Source organism: Pararhizobium sp. LjRoot238 (assembly GCF_964252955.1).
In the GTDB taxonomy this organism is placed as follows: Bacteria; Pseudomonadota; Alphaproteobacteria; order Rhizobiales; family Rhizobiaceae; genus Pararhizobium.
This window is the reverse complement of sequence record NZ_CAXUPP020000001.1, coordinates 1,491,407-1,507,458: the sequence shown is the minus strand read 5'-3', so window position 1 is coordinate 1,507,458 and position 16,052 is coordinate 1,491,407. Positions and strand designations below refer to the sequence as shown.

Genomic DNA, 16,052 nt, shown 5'->3' with positions numbered 1-16,052 from the left:
AGATCGCGGCGCCCTCTTTCATTTCTCACGTGCCATCCATCAGGTCATCAGGACTTCAGCACGCCGCTCTTCTTAGCCGTCCAGGTGGCGATAGCGTCCATCAACACCGGATTGAGGCAATCGTAAGGAGGTAGACCGAGGTCGCTGAGGCGCTGGCGGATAGCGCTCATATCGGCCGGGTCGGTGCCGGATTCGATGATGGACGAGACGAAGGCCGCGAATCCGGGCGGTGCCCAGCCATCCGTGTCGAAGCGTTCAGGGTGTATGAAATCCAGCCCCTTGAAAGCATGGTCGCGCACCACCGGGCCGTACATGTGCACACCGCAGCCCTGGCAGGCGTGCCGCTGGATCAGCGCCGATTTATCGACCACTTCGAGCTTGTCGCCGTTTTCAAGAACGGTGATCTTGTCATGCGGGACGACCGCGACGATCGAAAACGTCGCACCGGCCGATTTCCAGCATTTGGTGCAGCCGCAGGCATGATTGTGGGCGACGTCGCCTTCTACCTTGACCTTGACGGGGCTGTCCGTGCATTCGCAGACGAGAATCCCGCCTGCGAAGCCCGGCGAGCCCGTGGGCAAGCCCTTGTCGAGTAGCGGATGTAGAGAAACGGTACCTGTCATTTTCTCCTCCAGTGCCGGTCATGGTTTCGCCCTGCCGCGCCGGCAGATCGCAACAGGACGCCTCGCCGACAGCATAGCACGATGGCGCAAGGAGTCGCCCGTGTTCACGAGGTCCGTGGAGCGCTCACCACGCCGCTTTGAGGAACTCAAGCGGGCCGCCAGCCACATCATCGTCGAAGACCGCACAGGTCAGCTTGCCGCCGAAGACACAGCCGCTATCTATATTCGTTCTGTTGCCGATGGTGCGGGGATTGATTCTGGACGGCGTATGTCCATGGCAGAGATGTTTGCCCCAGTAGTACGCTGAATTTTGCGGCCGCAGCCAGAGCAGGTCCTGTGGTGATTGTTTCTCGAGCGGGACCTCGGGATTGACGCCCGCATGGACGAAGATGCGGTGTGCGTCCAGGTGCATGAGCGGCAACCGGTCGGCCCATGCCAAAACCTCAGTCGGCACCCTGCCATCGTAGGACAGTTCGGTCTCCAGCCCGCCATTGTCGAGCCACCAATCCCGATCATAGCGGCCCGCATAGGCGCCAACCATCATGTCCTCATGATTGCCCTTGAGCATGATCCATTGCCAGCCTGGTTTTGCCGGGCCGGCCTTGAGCAGATCGATCACGCCCCGGCTATCAGGGCCCCGATCGATATAGTCTCCGATATACACGATGGTTCCCGAAGCCCAGCGAGCCTCGATCATGGCCTGAAGCTTGCGCAGGGGTTCGCGGCAGCCATGGATATCGCCGATTGCGAACGTGTAGCTCATGGGACATTCCGGCCTATAGAGGGATGACGCAACAGCGTCGCCATGCAGCCAGAATACAACGATCTGCGACAGACAGATATGGCATAGCCAAGGGCGTGGCGCGTACAAAAAAAGCCCCGTCACTGCTGACAGGGCTTTTTGAATGCAGGCGCCGTTGTAAGCGTGCTTACGCTGCTTCTTCCTGCGCTTCTTCTTCTTCGAGGGCCTTGCCGCGCTTCGGACCCTTGCTGAGGTTGGCTTCGACGAGACGGACAGCTTCCGTTTCCGACATCTTGTTCACGGCTGCGATCTCGCGCGCCATGCGGTCAAGCGCAGCTTCGTAAAGCTGACGTTCGGAATAGGACTGCTCCGGCTGGTTTTCAGCACGGTAGAGGTCGCGTACGACTTCGGCGATCGAGATCAGGTCGCCGGAATTGATCTTGGCATCATATTCCTGCGCACGGCGGGACCACATGGTCCGTTTGACGCGCGCCCTGCCCTGGACAACCTTCAATGCACGCTCGACGAAATCGGTTTCGGACAGCTTGCGCATGCCGATGCTGACGGCCTTTGCAACCGGCACCTTGAGACGCATCTTGTCCTTTTCGAAATCGATCACAAACAGTTCGAGCGACATGCCCGCAACCACCTGCTCTTCGATTGCCACGATTTGTCCGACACCATGGGCCGGGTAAACGATCGATTCACCGGTCTTGAAGCCATGGCGTGTTGAAGATTTTTTCTGCTGGGTCGTCATTCGTTTCAAAAACTCCCTGTTACGCTCCCGGCTGCAAGCCGGGGCCGGGTCAGTCAGGCCCGGGATGGACGGGGGCACCGTCGGGTGACTCCATGCTGATCCGAGCCAACGGTCACCAAATCGATCTTCTGCGGAGCGATCACACACAAGCAACAGACGTTGCGTATTTGGGGTCAGCCGCGCCGTGGGACTCTTTTGCTTTCGTGATGGTTTTCAGGCACACGTTCGTGCCCTGATGTGGATCAGTTTTTCGACCCTATCATAAAAAACTGCGGAAATCAATAATTTGCTTTACAACGGCACGCAAGGTCAACCCGTCCGTCAAGGACATGGTTAAGCCACAATTCTCCAAATTTCGCCACTTTTTGCGACCGGAAAATCAAACCCTGAACCGGTCGCATAAAGCCCTTTGAAGGTCAGTCGCCCTTGCCGGGCTCGGGCGAAAAATATTTCTCGTACTTGCCTTCCACGCCGTCCATTTCCTTGGCGCCCGGCATCTCGTCTTTCTTGACGGTGATGTTCGGCCACTGGGTCGCGAATTCGGCATTGACTTTCAGCCACGTGTCGAGACCCGGCTCGGTATCGGGTTTGATGGCCCCGGCAGGACATTCCGGTTCGCAAACACCGCAGTCGATGCACTCGTCGGGATGAATGACCAGGAAATTCTCGCCTTCGTAGAAGCAGTCCACCGGGCACACTTCCACGCAATCGGTATATTTGCAGCGTATGCAATTGTCGGTCACGACATACGTCATGAGGTACTCCAGCGATTTCTCACATTCGATGGCAGACAGCAACCGAGAGCGAAGTTCGCTTGTCCGCATCCGTTCGGGATATCAGCCCGCCAGCGCCCCTAACGGCGCAATAGGACTGCTCATTTATCCCGTCAGGTAAAGGCTTTGCCTGGGCTTTGCAAGAATAATCCATGCGCCAAAGCGCCGCCTGGCGAGACAGTTTTCTAATCCTTCTGCCAGCCCGGCCGCAGCCGGTCTACCTCGCGGCGATCCTTCTTGGTCGGCCGGCCGCTGCCGCGCTCACGCGTCGCCTGTTCGAAAGCATTCGGCTTTTCGCCCGGCACCGGCGGCGGGGTCAGATCCTCGTAGAGAAGCCGCGCTTCCTCGTAAGGGCCGCGTCGATTGCCGGGCTGCAGGACGCGCACTGTCATATCGCGCCGATCGAGCGAAATAATGACGACATCCCCGGTTTTCACGGCAAAGGAAGGCTGGGTGATGCGGGTCTCGTTGACCCGGACGTGACCGGCCTCGATCGCCTTCTGGGCGATCGAGCGGGACTTTTGCAGCCGCGTGAAAAACAGCCATTTGTCGAGACGCTGGCGGAGAACCGGCAGGGACTGGGGCTGCTTTTCGGTCATGGCTTTATTTTTTCATCTGCTCCTTCAGGGCAGCGAGCTTGGCGAAGGGTGAATCCGGATCGATCGGCTTTTCCTTGCGCGGAGGACGCGCCTCGAACTTGGCTGCCTGCGGCTTAGTGCCGCGGTCGTTGCGATCGGGACGATCCTGGCGCTCGCCTTTTTCATGACGCTGGCCACCCTGCGGCTTGCCGCCGTCGCGGCCGCGATTGCGATCCGGCCGGCCACCACCATTCTTGCGATTGTCGTCGCCACGCGCTTCGCGGCGACCATCGCCGTCGCGGCGCTGTTCACCACCATCGCGGCGGGCTTCACCCTGATGCGCCCGGTTGTTGGCGCCGCGGTGATTGCCGTGCGGACGCCCTCCCGAGCGCTGGTTGTCGCTGCGGCCGCCGGGGCGCCACAGGAGAACCGGCTTGGCCTCGACCGGTTCTGCGGGTTCGCCAGCCGGTTCAGCCACGGCAACTTCTGCCTCCGGAGCAGTTGCAGCGGGCGCTGCCTGTTCCGGTGCCGGCTCAGTAGCCTGGGCCTCTTCGCTTGGCGCATCCGCGTCGTCATGGTCGACCGTCTCGGCCGGCGTTTCGACAGCGGTCGAGTCCGCCGGCGTGGTTGCATTGCCCGCCTGCGCGGACAGGAACGCGGTAGCTTCTTCGGCCTTCACGCTGTCGGCGCGATAACCGAGGCCCTTGAGGATCTCTTCCATATCGTCGGGCGTCGCACCGAGAATGGACAGCATGGCCGTCGTCGCGGTAAAGCGGCGACCGTCATAGGCGCCGTCCGGACGCGGCGTCGTGCCCGGCTTCCACTGCAAGAGCGGCCGGATGAGGTCGGCGAGCCGCTCGAGAATATCGATGCGGACGGCGCGCTTGCCGAGGAAACGGAAGCCGGCCAGCTTGTAGAAAGTGCGCTCGAAAGACGGATCGGTGACGACCGAGGTACGGCCAGCAGCCAGAATCGGGATGAGGTCGCCATAGCCGGGCTTGTCCAGGCCGTCATTCTTCAAGGCCCAGAGCAGCGTGATGAGTTCAGCCGGAGCAGGCTTCAAGAGAGCCGGCATGAAGATGTGATAGGCGCCGAAGCGGATGCCGTGGCGGCGGATCGAGGCGCGTGCCTCCTGATCCAGCGACTTGACATCGTCGGCGACGTCGCGGCGGAACATCACACCGAGATTTTCGACGAGCTGGAACGCCAGGCCCTTGGCAAGGCCTTCGAGATCTTCGGCGCGCGACAGGTCGTCGAGCGGCTTCAGCACCGTCGAGATATGGTGGTTCACGAAACGCTCGATGCGGGCAAGCACATGGTCGCGGGCGTTGCCCTGAAGCTGCTCATCAGCCAGCAAAAGCACACGCGGGCGCATGACATGCTCGCTCGCTGCCAGTCGCGCGACGGGATCGCCGAGCCAGCGCACGAGACCATCGGAAGCAAGCGCCAGATCGGCATTGCCCGCCGCATGCAGGCGCGCTGCCCGCGCTTCGAATTCCAGCGCCAGCGCCTTCTGTGCGGCACCCTGCACCGCGCGCGCGTCGAGACCGTCGGACACTGCCGCCAGCGTGAAACGGAACCCGGCCAATTGTCCCACATGATGTCCTTCAATGAAGACATCGCCATTTACACTGATTTCAGCTTCCAGCATCGCATTCTCTCTCAGGCGCTTCATGAGCACAGATGTCCTGCGATCAACAAAGCGTTTCGTCAACCTTTCATGTAACGCGTCAGACAATCGATCTTCGATTTCCCGCGTCTTTTCTTGCCAGTGTGTCGGATCGGCAAGCCACCCCGGACGGTTGGATACATAGGTCCATGTCCTGATTTGTGCAATTCTCGCGGACAATGTGTCGATTTCACCATCCGTTTGGTCCGCGCGGCGAACCTGTTCGGCCATGAAATCTTCGTTCACTGTGCCACGCCGGACGAGATCGGCATAGATCGTCGAGATCAGATCGGCGTGTTGCGCCGGCGTTATACGGCGATAGTCAGGAAGCGCACAGACCTCCCAGAGTTTTTCTACACGCTCCGGTGTCGTTGCGACACCGGCGATTTCCGGATACCGCGAAAGATAATCCAGCGCCTGCTGGTCGACGGCCGGCAAAGCCCGCGTCAGGCCGTTTACGCTGGGCGCGGCATCGAGGCTTTTCTTCAAAGCCTCAAGCGAGGCGAAGTTGAGCGCCTTCGAGCGCCATTGCAACACCCGCACGGGGTCGAACTGGTGCGATTCGATGCGGTGGACGAGTTCGTTATCGAACGGTTCCACTCGCGAGGTGACGCCGAAGGTACCATCGCGGAGGTGGCGTCCGGCGCGGCCCGCGACCTGCGCCAGTTCGCCCGGGTTGAGATTGCGAAACTGATAGCCGTCATACTTCCGATCCTGGGCAAAGGCGACGTGATCGACATCGAGATTCAGTCCCATGCCGATCGCGTCGGTGGCGACCAGGTATTCGACGTCGCCCGCCTGGTAGAGTGCAACCTGCGCATTGCGCGTGCGGGGCGACAGGGCTCCGAGCACAACGGCGGCGCCACCCCTTTGGCGGCGGATCAGTTCGGCGATCGCATAGACCTCTTCCGCCGAGAAGGCGACGATCGCCGTGCGCTGCGGCAACCGGGTGATCTTCTTCGAGCCGGCATAGAGAAGCTGCGACAGTCGCGGCCGCTCGACGACGGTAATGCCCGGTAGCAGGTTCTCGAGGATCGGCCGCATGGTCGCTGCACCGAGAAGCAGGGTTTCGCTTCTGCCGCGCAGATGCATCAACCGGTCGGTGAAGATATGGCCGCGCTCGAGATCGCCGGCGAGCTGCACCTCGTCGATCGCGACGAAGGCCGCCTTGGTCTCGCGCGGCATGGCCTCGACGGTGCAGACCGAGAAGCGCGCCATATGCGGCGTGATCTTTTCCTCGCCGGTGATCAGCGCCACATTGTGGGCGCCGACCTTGTCGACGACACGGGTATAGACCTCGCGGGCAAGCAGCCGGAGCGGCAATCCGATCACGCCGGATTCATGCGCGACCATGCGCTCGATCGCATAATGCGTCTTGCCGGTATTGGTGGGGCCGAGGACCGCGATCACACCGCGGCCGCTCAAGATCATGGGTTGGTCAGGCACTGTCTCGATCCTGCGCACTTTCAGTCTGCGAAGGCCATTTACGGCGGTAAAGCCGTTCAACCGGCGCAGCACACATGCCCACGCGGCAGCACAAACGCAAGGGTGCAAGGGCACGAAACAGTGCAAATGGGGCTGGCGACGCGTTTTTCCACCCGCATGTCCCGGAATCGGAACAGCCATGGAACGAATCGGCGACGAATCGCTGACTCCCTCTGATTCATCTTTTGTTCACCGCTAGATATTGATTTTCTGAGCCGGATTCGCACCAGATGCTGAATCGCTATTTTCAGGCGAAAACGCCCGCGGATGTTGACCTTGGCAACATCCCGAATTTCATGAGATTCAGAATCCAAATAACTGAAAATTCAGAAAAATTTAACCATGATCGTCAATCGGTTCGCCGTGGGTGCATCGATTGCCGATCCTGTGGCCAAAGGCGGAACGAATCGGCGACGAATCGAGACGCAGGGGATTTCCCGATTTGTTCCCGACAAGATATGGTATGAATAACGGATATTTGACCATAGGCAAAGTTGAGTCTTTTGCCAGATTCCTGTTGGCTCGTTAGTATTTTCATCTCCGAAGCGGACGACTCCTATCGCAGGCGTGCACTGGTAACAGAAGCAGAGGGGAGGCGAAAAAGCAGCCGCATGCCGTCGAAAATCGGGGCGTCCCGGAGTGTTAATCTCCGATAACGCAGAACGGCGCCACAAGGGCGCCGCTCGCAACAGCAAGAATCAATTCGATCAGACGAAGAACTGGCCGCCATTGGCGGAGATCGTGGAACCGGTGATGAAGCCGGCATCGTCGGAAGCCAGGAACACGGCGATACGGGCGATCTCATCCGGCTCGCCGAGCCGACCGACAGGGATCTGCGGGATGATGCGTTCCGCCAGAACCTTTTCAGGGATCGCGCGCACCATTTCCGTGCCGATATAGCCGGGGCAGATGGCGTTGACGGTGATGCCCTTGGCAGCACCTTCCTGCGCGAGTGCCTTGGTGAAGCCGAGATCGCCGGCCTTGGACGCCGAATAGTTGGCCTGGCCCATCTGGCCCTTCTGTCCGTTGATCGAGGAGATATTGATCACACGGCCGAAATTGCGGTCACGCATGCCGGTCCAGACCGGGTGGGTCATGTTGAAGAGACCGGTAAGATTGGTGTCGATGACGGCTTTCCACTGGTCCGGGGTCATCTTGTGGAACATGGCGTCGCGGGTGATACCGGCATTGTTGACGAGGATTTCGACGGGACCGAGATCGGCCTCGACCTTGGCGATGCCTGCGGCGCAAGCCGCGTAGTCGGAAACGTCCCATTTATAGGTCGGGATACCGGTTTCGGCGGTAAAGGCCTGCGCCTTCTCGTCATTGCCGGCGTAGTTTGCCGCGACCTTGTAACCTGCGCCCTTCAAGGCGATGGATATGGCCGCGCCGATGCCGCGTGATCCGCCAGTGACCAATGCTACTCTGCTCATCCGTCTCTCCCTGTTATCTTCGTTCTTGGCTCGATGCCGCGCCCGCGGGCGCAAGCACTATTCTTCCGGCTGTTGCCGTGAAGTCTGCTCCGGCCGCGGGGCCGGAGCGAATGCCTAACGGATGATTGTCACAGCCGTTCGACACACATGGCGACACCCATGCCGCCGCCGATGCAGAGCGTTGCGAGCCCCTTGGACACGCCGCGGCGCTTCATTTCGAACAGGAGCGTGTTGAGAACGCGCGCGCCGGAAGCGCCGATCGGGTGACCGATGGCGATGGCACCGCCATTGACGTTGACGATCGACGTATCCCAGCCGAGATCCTTGTTGACCGCGCAGGCCTGCGCCGCAAAGGCTTCGTTGGCTTCGACAAGCTCGACATCGGCAACCGACCAGCCGGCTTTTTCCAATGCCTTGCGCGAAGCCGGGATCGGGCCTGTGCCCATGATCTGCGGATCAACGCCGGCGGTCGCCCAGGAGACGATCCGAGCCAGCGGCTGGATACCCCGGCGTCCGGCTTCTGCCTCGGTCATCAGCAACGTTGCGGCCGCGCCATCGTTGAGCCCGGAGGCATTGCCGGCGGTGACGGTGCCTTCTTTGTCGAAGGCCGGGCGGAGCTTTGCGATGGAGTCGAGCGTGGCGCCGTGGCGGATATATTCGTCCTGATCGACGGTGACGTCACCCTTGCGGCCCTTGACGATGAAGGGAATGATTTCGTCGGCGAACCGGCCAGCCTTCTGGGCTGCCTCGGCCTTGTTCTGCGAGGCGAGTGCGAACTGATCCTGTTCATCGCGCGACAACTGCCATTTGCGGGCAACGTTTTCGGCTGTTGTGCCCATGTGATAGCCGTAGAAGGCGTCGGTCAGGCCGTCCTTGATCATGGTGTCGACCATCTTGAAGTCGCCCATCTTGACGCCGCCGCGCAGGTGCGCGCAGTGCGGTGCCATCGACATGGACTCCATGCCGCCGGCCACGATGATCCTGGCGTCACCTGTGGCAATCTGCTGCATGCCGAGTGCAACCGCACGCAGGCCGGAACCGCAGAGCTGGTTCATGCCCCAAGCGGTCGCTTCCTGCGGAATGCCAGCCTTCATGGCCGCCTGGCGAGCCGGGTTCTGGCCTTCGCCAGCCGACAAGACCTGACCGAGGATCACCTCGTCCACTTCGCCTGCATCGACGCCGGCGCGCTCAAGCACACCCTTGATGACCGCGGCGCCCAGTTCGTGCGCAACTGTATTGGCAAAGGAACCGTTGAAAGACCCGACGGCGGTGCGGCCGGCGCTGGCGATGACGATAGAGGGAGTGCTCATCAGATATTTCCTCGTTCATTTTTTTCGCAACGGCCAAAGACTGGCAAAGGTCGACGCGCAAGTCAAACGTCATAATGCACTCGCCGTCTTTTCAGTCCACAATCCAGACGCGAAAAGAAATTTTGCACCTGCGTCGTCGCATTGCACAAAGAGATTGTCAGAACAGGTTTTTTACGGATACTCTGAAAAACTCAATAAAGACGGGAGCATGGGGAGGAGACCCTGATGGCAAAACACGACGGCCAGATCGTTATCAAGAAATACGCCAACCGGAGGCTCTACAATACCGGAACCAGCACATACGTCACACTCGACGATCTCGCGGTCATGGTGAAGAAGGGGGAGGAATTCACCGTTCAGGACGCGAAGTCAGGCGAGGACATCACGCATCAGGTGTTGACGCAGATCATTTTCGAGCAGGAATCCAAGACCGGCAACACGCTTTTGCCGATTTCCTTCCTGCGTCAGCTGATTTCTTTCTACGGCGACCAGATGCAGATGGTGGTGCCGAGCTACCTCGAACATTCGATGCAGGCTTTCACCGACCAGCAGGTGCAGATGCGCGAACAGATCAACAAGGCCTTCGGGGAAACGCCGCTCGGCAAGAACCTCGCCGTCCCCTTGCAACTGGTGGAAGAGCAGGTCCGGCGCAATACAGAGCTGTTTCATCAGGCCATGCAGATGTTCTCGCCCTTCATGGCCGCGACACCTCAGGCCAAGGAGCCGCGCAAGGCCGAGGCCAAGGACATTGATGAACTGAAGGAACAGCTTCGCGCGCTGCAGACAAAACTGGAAAACCTGGGGTAAGAGCGTGATCGGGCATGCCGCACCGACCTCCTCTGTCGGCTTTGCTGACAGAGGAGGGCTCCTCATGAAGCCCAGCTTGGCGAAAGCGACATCAAAGGCCGATCGACACGTCCCGCCCGGCTGTGCGCATCGACACCGAGAAGCCGGCAATCACATCGATGAAGCTGATCGTCATCAGGATGAAGAACGTGTGCGTCGCCGCATTGGCGACCAGCAGGAACTCCACCAGGAAGACGATGAACAGAACCATCGACAACAGATGATCCATCAGCGCCTTCGAGCTGACGCGGGTCGCCTTGATGATTTCGACGAAAAGCAGGACGAGCGCGATGACGATCAGGAGATCGCCAACGCTCATCGTCCAGACTGCGCCCGACAGCATGGTCAGCGACAGGATCGTCTCTTCGAAGACCGCGACACCGCCGCTTCCCAAGACGCCAACCATTCCAAGATTGTAGAGAATGAAGGGCAGGATCAGCAATGGAATGGCGGCAATCATCGGCAATGGCTCCCAGTTTATCGCACCGGGCCTCCTCGGGCCCGGCATCGATCGATATTTCCTTACAGCACCGTTACGGTCAAGAACATGACCGCCCCACGCCGATAGGGCGACGATCCGGGAAACGACCCCGAAGGTCGGACCTGCCCGCGAGCAAACAACAGAAAAGGGCCGGCAAAAGCCAGCCCTTTAGAAATCAAGCCTGACGGCAACGCTGATTAAGCGGATGCCTTCGGGGTCAGAACCTGGCGACCGCGATACATGCCGGTCTTCAGGTCGATGTGGTGCGGACGGCGCAGTTCGCCGGAGTTCTTGTCTTCGACATAGGTCGGAGCCTTCAGCGCGTCAGCGGAACGGCGCATACCGCGCTTGGACGGGCTTGTTTTTCTTTTCGGTACAGCCATTTCATACTCCACTTATCGGGCAAAACTCTGTTGAGCGGCCAGACCGTTGGCCGGGACAAACAGATGTCAATCTCGGAATTTGCCGGGCTTATACATGCCTCACAGGCGTTTGACCAGTCCCCGCAGCCATTTTTTCGCGATCGCCGGCCGGAGACGGATCAAGCCTCGTCTTCCGGTACGATCCAGGTTTCCTTGAGCGCTGCCTCCTGCCATTTCCGGAAAGCCGGATGGGTCTTCACCGCATCCATATATTCGAGCGAGCCGGGATTGCGGGTGAGGTCGTAGACCTCGAACCGGCTGACCACCGGTGCAAACATGGCGTCAGCCGCGGTGAAGCGTCCGAACAGGAACGGGCCACCCGAGCGGGCCACGGCCTCGCGCCAGATCGTCTCGATCCGCTCGACATCGTCCATGACGCCGTCCGGCAGGTTGATCGCCCGCTTTTTACGCCGAATGTTCATCGGGCAGGCGCCACGGAGCGCCCGGAACCCCGAGAGCATTTCCATGCAATAACTGCGTGCGACAGCCCTTTCGGCCGGATCTTCCGGCCAGAGCCCTGCTTGCGGGAAAAGTTCCGCAACATATTCGATGATCGCCAGCGATTCCCAGACGCGGACTTCGCCGTGATGCAGAACCGGAACCCGCCCCGTCGGCGAAATGTCCTTAAACTTCGGGTTCCCGGCCGGAAAGTCAAAGGGGATGACGACATCCTCGAACGGCACGCCGCAACCTTCCAGCGCCAGCCATGGCCTCAGCGACCAGGAGGAATAGTTCTTGTTACCGACATAGAGCGTGAGCTTGGTCACCGGTCTTCTCCGATCCTTGTGAATGAGGCTCTGCTATAACGGGAAAGCCGAGTTCAGCGCCAATGAAAAGGCCTGATCTCATTCATAAAGGCATTTGATATATTCGCCCGACCGGCCGGCGCGGCGCTCGATCACGGAGGCCAGCCGCCGCAGGCCACGACCGGGCTTGCCGGCGTTGCGCTCGAACGGATTGGGAAGCGCGACCGCCAGAAGAGCAGCTTGGCGACGCGTGAGTTTGGCTGCCGAAACGCCGAAATGGTGCTGGGCGGCGGCTTCCGCACCGTAGATTCCGGGTCCCCACTCCGCGACATTCAGGTAAAGCTCCATCATCCGCCGCTTGCTCCAGACGAAATCGGCCACCAGCGCCAGGGGTAGCTCCATGGCCTTGCGGAGGAAGGAGCGCCCGTTCCAGAGAAACAGATTCTTCACCGTCTGCATCGGAATCGTCGAGGCGCCGCGCGTCGCCTCTCCGTCCAGCGCATCAGTGACGACGCCGCGCATCTGCACCCAATCGACACCGTCATGGATACAGAACTGGCCGTCTTCCGACATCATGACCGACTGCACGAGATTGGGCGCGATATCGTCGAAGGAGACCCATTGGCGGTCATAGCCGCGCAGAAGCACGAGATCACGCAGCATCAGCGTCGAAATCGGGTGAATGAAGCTCGGCATATAGAGAATAATCAAAACATAGGGCAGGAGGACGAGGCCGACCGCGATCATCAGCAACCGGCGCCAGCGTTGGCGCAGCGCCTGACCCCATCCACGCGAACGGCTGGAAGACACGTCCTCGTCCTCTTCCCGAGTTTCCGGTACGATGTCCACCCCTGAAACGCCCGCCTGATAATCCATAAGGTTCTCATAGAACAAGAACGGGCAAAATTGAACGGTTTTCTCGGCTTTGCACCACAGGCCGGGCCGATGCCTGCCGATATGGTAAAATCCCGTTGCCGCGGGATCGCAGTCATGCCAAAGAGCGCCGCATGAGCGAAAACTCCGCATCCTTTGAAGCCCGACTGAGGAACAATGCCGCAGCCGTCGAGGCCTGCCTTGTCGGCATTCTTGGCGACCAGGCGCAACCCGATGAAATCACCCGGCCGCAACCGCTGCTCGCTGCCATGCGGCATGGCCTGCTGAATGGCGGCAAGCGCCTGCGCCCGTTCCTGGTCATGGAGAGTGCTGCACTTCTCGGCGGCGATCCGGCTGCCGCGTTACGCGTCGGTGCGGCATTGGAATGTGTTCACAGCTATTCGCTTGTCCATGACGATCTTCCGGCCATGGACGACGACGATCTCCGCCGTGGCCAGCCGACCGTGCACATCGCGCATGGAGAGGCGAATGCGATCCTTGCCGGCGACAGCCTGCTGACACTCGCCTTCGACATCATCGCCGCGCCGGAAACACGGCTTGCGGACCGGCAGAAGACCGAGCTGGTCCTCTCACTGGCACGCGCCTCCGGCATCGGTGGCATGGCCGGCGGCCAGGCGCTCGATCTTGCCGCGGAAGGCTCAACGCTCGACGAGGCGGGCATTACGACGCTGCAGGCGATGAAGACCGGAGCACTGATCCGCTTCGCCTGCGAGGCTGGTGCCATCATCGCCGGAAGCGCTGATGCGGAGCGGCAGCTGATGCGGCAATACGGAGAAAAGATCGGGCTTGCCTTCCAGCTGGCCGACGACCTTCTCGACCTGACGGCCGATGCCGAGACCATGGGCAAGGCGACCGGCAAGGACGCCGCCCGCGGCAAGGGCACGCTTGTTGCCCTGCATGGGAAGGACTGGACCCAGACCCAGCTTGCCCGGCTGGTGCAGGAAGCTGCCGCGTTACTCCAGCCCTTCGGCGATCGGGCGGACATTCTCAACGAAACGGCCCGTTTCGTCGCCAATCGCAGTCACTAAGCGGCGCTGCGGGGCTTGCCCCCTCACCCTAACCCTCTCCCCCATAGACGGAGAGGGGAACGACGGAGGCTACCACTTGTTCCTTCTCCCCGTTCACGGGGAGAAGGTGCCCGACAGGGCGGATGAGGGGCAGCGCAGACCTGGCACCCAGCCCGTCCTGCAAGGCAAAATTGTCACCACAACAAGATTGCGCATTCTCTTTCAACGCTCTCTCGGCATGATGGCGCCCTCCCGTTCTCAAGGACGCAGCATTGGAGATTTGCACATGTCGTACCTATTGCCCCACCTGCCGCAACTCCTCGTCGTCTGGGGCGCCTACCTTGTCGCCACCGCCTCGCCGGGACCGGCGGTGCTTGCCATCATCGGCACGTCGATCAGCCGCGGGCGAAGCTCGGGCTTGGCGCTGGCGCTCGGCGTGCTGACAGGCTCCTACGTCTGGGCAATGCTGACGGCCGCAGGACTTTCCGCCTTGATCCGCTCCTACGGGCAAGCCCTGATCATTCTGAAGATCGCGGGAGGCCTCTATCTTCTCTGGCTTGCCTTCAATGCCGTGAAGGCGGCGCTGCGAAAGGAGCCGCCGAAAGACATCGCCGAGAACGGCGTCACGCCGTCCCTGCGCCGGCTCTATCTCAAAGGATTGGGCATCCACCTGACCAATCCGAAGGCCATTTTCAACTGGATCATGCTTGTCTCGCTGGGCATGCCGAAGGACGCACCGATCAGCGTCGTTGCGGCGATGATCGCCGGTTGCATGGTGCTGGGCGTCGCGGTGTTTACCGGCTTTGCACTGCTGTTTTCGCTCGGGCCCGTGACCCGAGTCTACCGCAAGGCGCGCCGCTTTATCGAGGGGGCGATGGCCGGTTTCTTCGCCTTTGCCGGACTGAGACTGCTGACGGCCAAGCTGTAGCCTATTCGGCCGCGGCCTGCCCCTGCCCGAAACGCTTCTCGATATAATCGGTGACGAGCGCCTCGAAATCGCCGGCGATATTGGTGCCGCGGATCGTCATCGCCTTCTTGCCGTCGATATAGACGGGGGCTGCCGGAAGCTCGCCGGTGCCGGGCAGCGAGATGCCGATATCGGCATGTTTGCTTTCGCCCGGGCCATTGACGATGCAGCCCATGACCGCGACCTTCAGGCCTTCGACGCCCGGATATTTTTCGCGCCAGACCGGCATGTTGCGGCGGATATCGTCCTCGATCTTGCGGGCAAGCTCCTGGAACACCGTCGACGTCGTCCGGCCACAGCCGGGACAGGCCGCAACGACCGGGATGAACTGGCGAAAGCCCATGACCTGCAGCAGTTCCTGCGCCACCTGCACCTCGCGGGTGCGGTCGCCGCCGGGCTCGGGAGTGAGCGAAATGCGGATCGTATCGCCGATGCCCTGCTGCATCAGGATGCCGAGCGAGGCGGCGGAGGCGACGATGCCCTTCGAGCCCATGCCGGCTTCTGTAAGGCCGAGATGCAGCGCATGGTCGGAGCGGGTGGCCAGCATCGCATAGACGGCGATCAGGTCCTGCACGTTCGAGACCTTGGCCGACAGGATGATGCGGTTGCGCGGCAGGCCGATTTCTTCCGCCAGTTCCGCCGAGATCAGCGCCGACTGGACGATGGTTTCGCGCATGACTTGGCTTGCCGTCAGCGGAAAGCCCTTGGCTTGGTTGCCGTCCATCAGCCGCGTCAGCAGTTCCTGGTCGAGCGAACCCCAGTTGACGCCGATGCGCACCGGTTTGTTGAACTCGATGGCACGCTCGATGATGGCGGCGAACTGCTTGTCTTTCTTGTCCTTGAAACCGACATTGCCGGGATTGATGCGGTATTTTGCCAGCGCCTCGGCGCAGGCCGGATGATCGGCGAGCAGCTTGTGGCCGATATAATGGAAATCGCCGATCAAAGGCACGTCGAGGCCGAGCCGCTCGAGCCGCTCGCGGATCTTCGGCACGGCGCTAGCGCTCTCGTCGCGATCGACTGTGATGCGCACCAGTTCGGAGCCGGCGCTGTGAAGTGCTGCGACCTGCGCGACGGTCGCATCGACGTCGGCCGTATCGGTATTGGTCATCGACTGCACGACGACGGGTGCTGCACCCCCGACGATCACCCCGCCGACATCGACGGCAACGGAGGCGCGGCGCGGCTGCGGATCAAAATCGAAGGCGGAAGACATGAAAGCCCCTTGCACGTGCTGTTGCGGCGATTTCCCTTGAGGTGGATGAGGAAAGCCGCCTTGTCAACGGCAACATCATGGATTGACGGCGAATTGATGGCCG

At 60.8% G+C, this 16,052-nt stretch carries 16 protein-coding genes; 3 read left to right on the top strand and 13 right to left on the bottom strand.

What is annotated here, in order from left to right; all coding sequences use genetic code 11:
* Window positions 1-47: 47 nt before the first annotated feature.
* The 8 genes from gfa to ACSQ3F_RS07380 form a co-directional block, all read right to left on the bottom strand.
* Window positions 48-623: an S-(hydroxymethyl)glutathione synthase gene (gene gfa / locus ACSQ3F_RS07415; RefSeq protein ID WP_436099629.1), complete on the bottom strand. Its 576-nt coding sequence runs from the start codon at window positions 621-623 to the stop codon at window positions 48-50.
* 124 nt (window positions 624-747) lie between these two features.
* Window positions 748-1,386, bottom strand: a complete 639-nt coding sequence (locus ACSQ3F_RS07410) for a metallophosphoesterase family protein (RefSeq protein WP_436099628.1) — start codon at window positions 1,384-1,386, stop codon at window positions 748-750.
* Between the two features lie 166 nt (window positions 1,387-1,552).
* Window positions 1,553-2,122, bottom strand: coding sequence for a CarD family transcriptional regulator (locus ACSQ3F_RS07405; protein WP_436099627.1), 570 nt, complete (start codon window positions 2,120-2,122; stop codon window positions 1,553-1,555).
* Between the two features lie 416 nt (window positions 2,123-2,538).
* A complete protein-coding gene (gene fdxA, locus ACSQ3F_RS07400; RefSeq protein WP_436099626.1) occupies window positions 2,539-2,877 on the bottom strand; it encodes a ferredoxin FdxA in 339 nt (112 codons plus the stop codon).
* 203 nt (window positions 2,878-3,080) lie between these two features.
* A complete protein-coding gene (locus ACSQ3F_RS07395) occupies window positions 3,081-3,494 on the bottom strand; it encodes an RNA-binding S4 domain-containing protein (RefSeq protein ID WP_436099625.1) in 414 nt (137 codons plus the stop codon).
* A 4-nt stretch (window positions 3,495-3,498) separates the two neighbouring features.
* The gene (locus tag ACSQ3F_RS07390) at window positions 3,499-6,573 is read right to left on the bottom strand and encodes a helicase-related protein (protein ID WP_436102070.1); all 3,075 of its coding nucleotides are present in this window, start codon (window positions 6,571-6,573) and stop codon (window positions 3,499-3,501) included.
* 761 nt (window positions 6,574-7,334) lie between these two features.
* The gene (locus ACSQ3F_RS07385; RefSeq protein WP_436099624.1) at window positions 7,335-8,060 is read right to left on the bottom strand and encodes a beta-ketoacyl-ACP reductase; all 726 of its coding nucleotides are present in this window, start codon (window positions 8,058-8,060) and stop codon (window positions 7,335-7,337) included.
* A 128-nt stretch (window positions 8,061-8,188) separates the two neighbouring features.
* Window positions 8,189-9,370 (bottom strand): acetyl-CoA C-acetyltransferase, encoded by a 1,182-nt coding sequence (locus ACSQ3F_RS07380; RefSeq protein WP_436099623.1) that lies wholly within the window; start codon window positions 9,368-9,370, stop codon window positions 8,189-8,191.
* Between the two features lie 225 nt (window positions 9,371-9,595).
* Between ACSQ3F_RS07380 and phaR the strand changes: the two genes are divergently transcribed.
* Window positions 9,596-10,177: a polyhydroxyalkanoate synthesis repressor PhaR gene (gene phaR / locus ACSQ3F_RS07375; protein ID WP_436085808.1), complete on the top strand. Its 582-nt coding sequence runs from the start codon at window positions 9,596-9,598 to the stop codon at window positions 10,175-10,177.
* A gap of 91 nt (window positions 10,178-10,268) precedes the next feature.
* On the opposite strand, the gene ACSQ3F_RS07370 is transcribed toward phaR, so the two are convergent.
* From ACSQ3F_RS07370 to mtgA, 4 genes are all read right to left on the bottom strand, one after another.
* On the bottom strand, window positions 10,269-10,676 hold the full coding sequence (locus ACSQ3F_RS07370; protein WP_436099622.1) for a hypothetical protein: 408 nt from the start codon (window positions 10,674-10,676) through the stop codon (window positions 10,269-10,271).
* 218 nt (window positions 10,677-10,894) lie between these two features.
* A complete protein-coding gene (rpmF, locus tag ACSQ3F_RS07365) occupies window positions 10,895-11,080 on the bottom strand; it encodes a 50S ribosomal protein L32 (RefSeq protein WP_026203804.1) in 186 nt (61 codons plus the stop codon).
* 158 nt (window positions 11,081-11,238) lie between these two features.
* A complete protein-coding gene (locus ACSQ3F_RS07360; RefSeq protein ID WP_436099621.1) occupies window positions 11,239-11,886 on the bottom strand; it encodes a glutathione S-transferase family protein in 648 nt (215 codons plus the stop codon).
* A gap of 78 nt (window positions 11,887-11,964) precedes the next feature.
* Window positions 11,965-12,741 carry a monofunctional biosynthetic peptidoglycan transglycosylase gene (gene mtgA, locus ACSQ3F_RS07355; RefSeq protein ID WP_436099620.1) on the bottom strand — a complete coding sequence of 259 codons (777 nt, stop codon included), beginning with the start codon at window positions 12,739-12,741 and terminating at the stop codon, window positions 11,965-11,967.
* Window positions 12,742-12,872: 131 nt separating this feature from the next.
* On the opposite strand from mtgA, the gene ACSQ3F_RS07350 reads away from it, so the two are divergent.
* Both ACSQ3F_RS07350 and ACSQ3F_RS07345 read left to right on the top strand, forming a co-directional pair.
* Entirely contained in the window at window positions 12,873-13,787 is a 915-nt protein-coding gene (locus ACSQ3F_RS07350) for a polyprenyl synthetase family protein (protein ID WP_436099619.1), read from the top strand.
* Between the two features lie 265 nt (window positions 13,788-14,052).
* On the top strand, window positions 14,053-14,694 hold the full coding sequence (locus ACSQ3F_RS07345; RefSeq protein WP_436099618.1) for a LysE family translocator: 642 nt from the start codon (window positions 14,053-14,055) through the stop codon (window positions 14,692-14,694).
* Window position 14,695: 1 nt separating this feature from the next.
* On the opposite strand, the gene ispG is transcribed toward ACSQ3F_RS07345, so the two are convergent.
* On the bottom strand, window positions 14,696-15,949 hold the full coding sequence (ispG, locus tag ACSQ3F_RS07340; RefSeq protein ID WP_436099617.1) for a flavodoxin-dependent (E)-4-hydroxy-3-methylbut-2-enyl-diphosphate synthase: 1,254 nt from the start codon (window positions 15,947-15,949) through the stop codon (window positions 14,696-14,698).
* Window positions 15,950-16,052 lie beyond the last annotated feature (103 nt).

Coding starts and splice junctions, on each gene's coding strand:
- rpmF (WP_026203804.1), bottom strand. CDS start 11,080: ATGGCTGTACCGAAAAGAAAAACAAGCCCGTCCAAGCGCGGTATGCGC.
- ACSQ3F_RS07390 (WP_436102070.1), bottom strand. CDS start 6,573: ATGATCTTGAGCGGCCGCGGTGTGATCGCGGTCCTCGGCCCCACCAAT.
- ispG (WP_436099617.1), bottom strand. CDS start 15,949: ATGTCTTCCGCCTTCGATTTTGATCCGCAGCCGCGCCGCGCCTCCGTT.
- ACSQ3F_RS07410 (WP_436099628.1), bottom strand. CDS start 1,386: ATGAGCTACACGTTCGCAATCGGCGATATCCATGGCTGCCGCGAACCC.
- ACSQ3F_RS07395 (WP_436099625.1), bottom strand. CDS start 3,494: ATGACCGAAAAGCAGCCCCAGTCCCTGCCGGTTCTCCGCCAGCGTCTC.
- ACSQ3F_RS07380 (WP_436099623.1), bottom strand. CDS start 9,370: ATGAGCACTCCCTCTATCGTCATCGCCAGCGCCGGCCGCACCGCCGTC.
- phaR (WP_436085808.1), top strand. CDS start 9,596: ATGGCAAAACACGACGGCCAGATCGTTATCAAGAAATACGCCAACCGG.
- mtgA (WP_436099620.1), bottom strand. CDS start 12,741: ATGGATTATCAGGCGGGCGTTTCAGGGGTGGACATCGTACCGGAAACT.
- ACSQ3F_RS07370 (WP_436099622.1), bottom strand. CDS start 10,676: ATGATTGCCGCCATTCCATTGCTGATCCTGCCCTTCATTCTCTACAAT.
- gfa (WP_436099629.1), bottom strand. CDS start 623: ATGACAGGTACCGTTTCTCTACATCCGCTACTCGACAAGGGCTTGCCC.
- ACSQ3F_RS07385 (WP_436099624.1), bottom strand. CDS start 8,060: ATGAGCAGAGTAGCATTGGTCACTGGCGGATCACGCGGCATCGGCGCG.
- ACSQ3F_RS07345 (WP_436099618.1), top strand. CDS start 14,053: ATGTCGTACCTATTGCCCCACCTGCCGCAACTCCTCGTCGTCTGGGGC.
- ACSQ3F_RS07350 (WP_436099619.1), top strand. CDS start 12,873: ATGAGCGAAAACTCCGCATCCTTTGAAGCCCGACTGAGGAACAATGCC.
- fdxA (WP_436099626.1), bottom strand. CDS start 2,877: ATGACGTATGTCGTGACCGACAATTGCATACGCTGCAAATATACCGAT.
- ACSQ3F_RS07405 (WP_436099627.1), bottom strand. CDS start 2,122: ATGACGACCCAGCAGAAAAAATCTTCAACACGCCATGGCTTCAAGACC.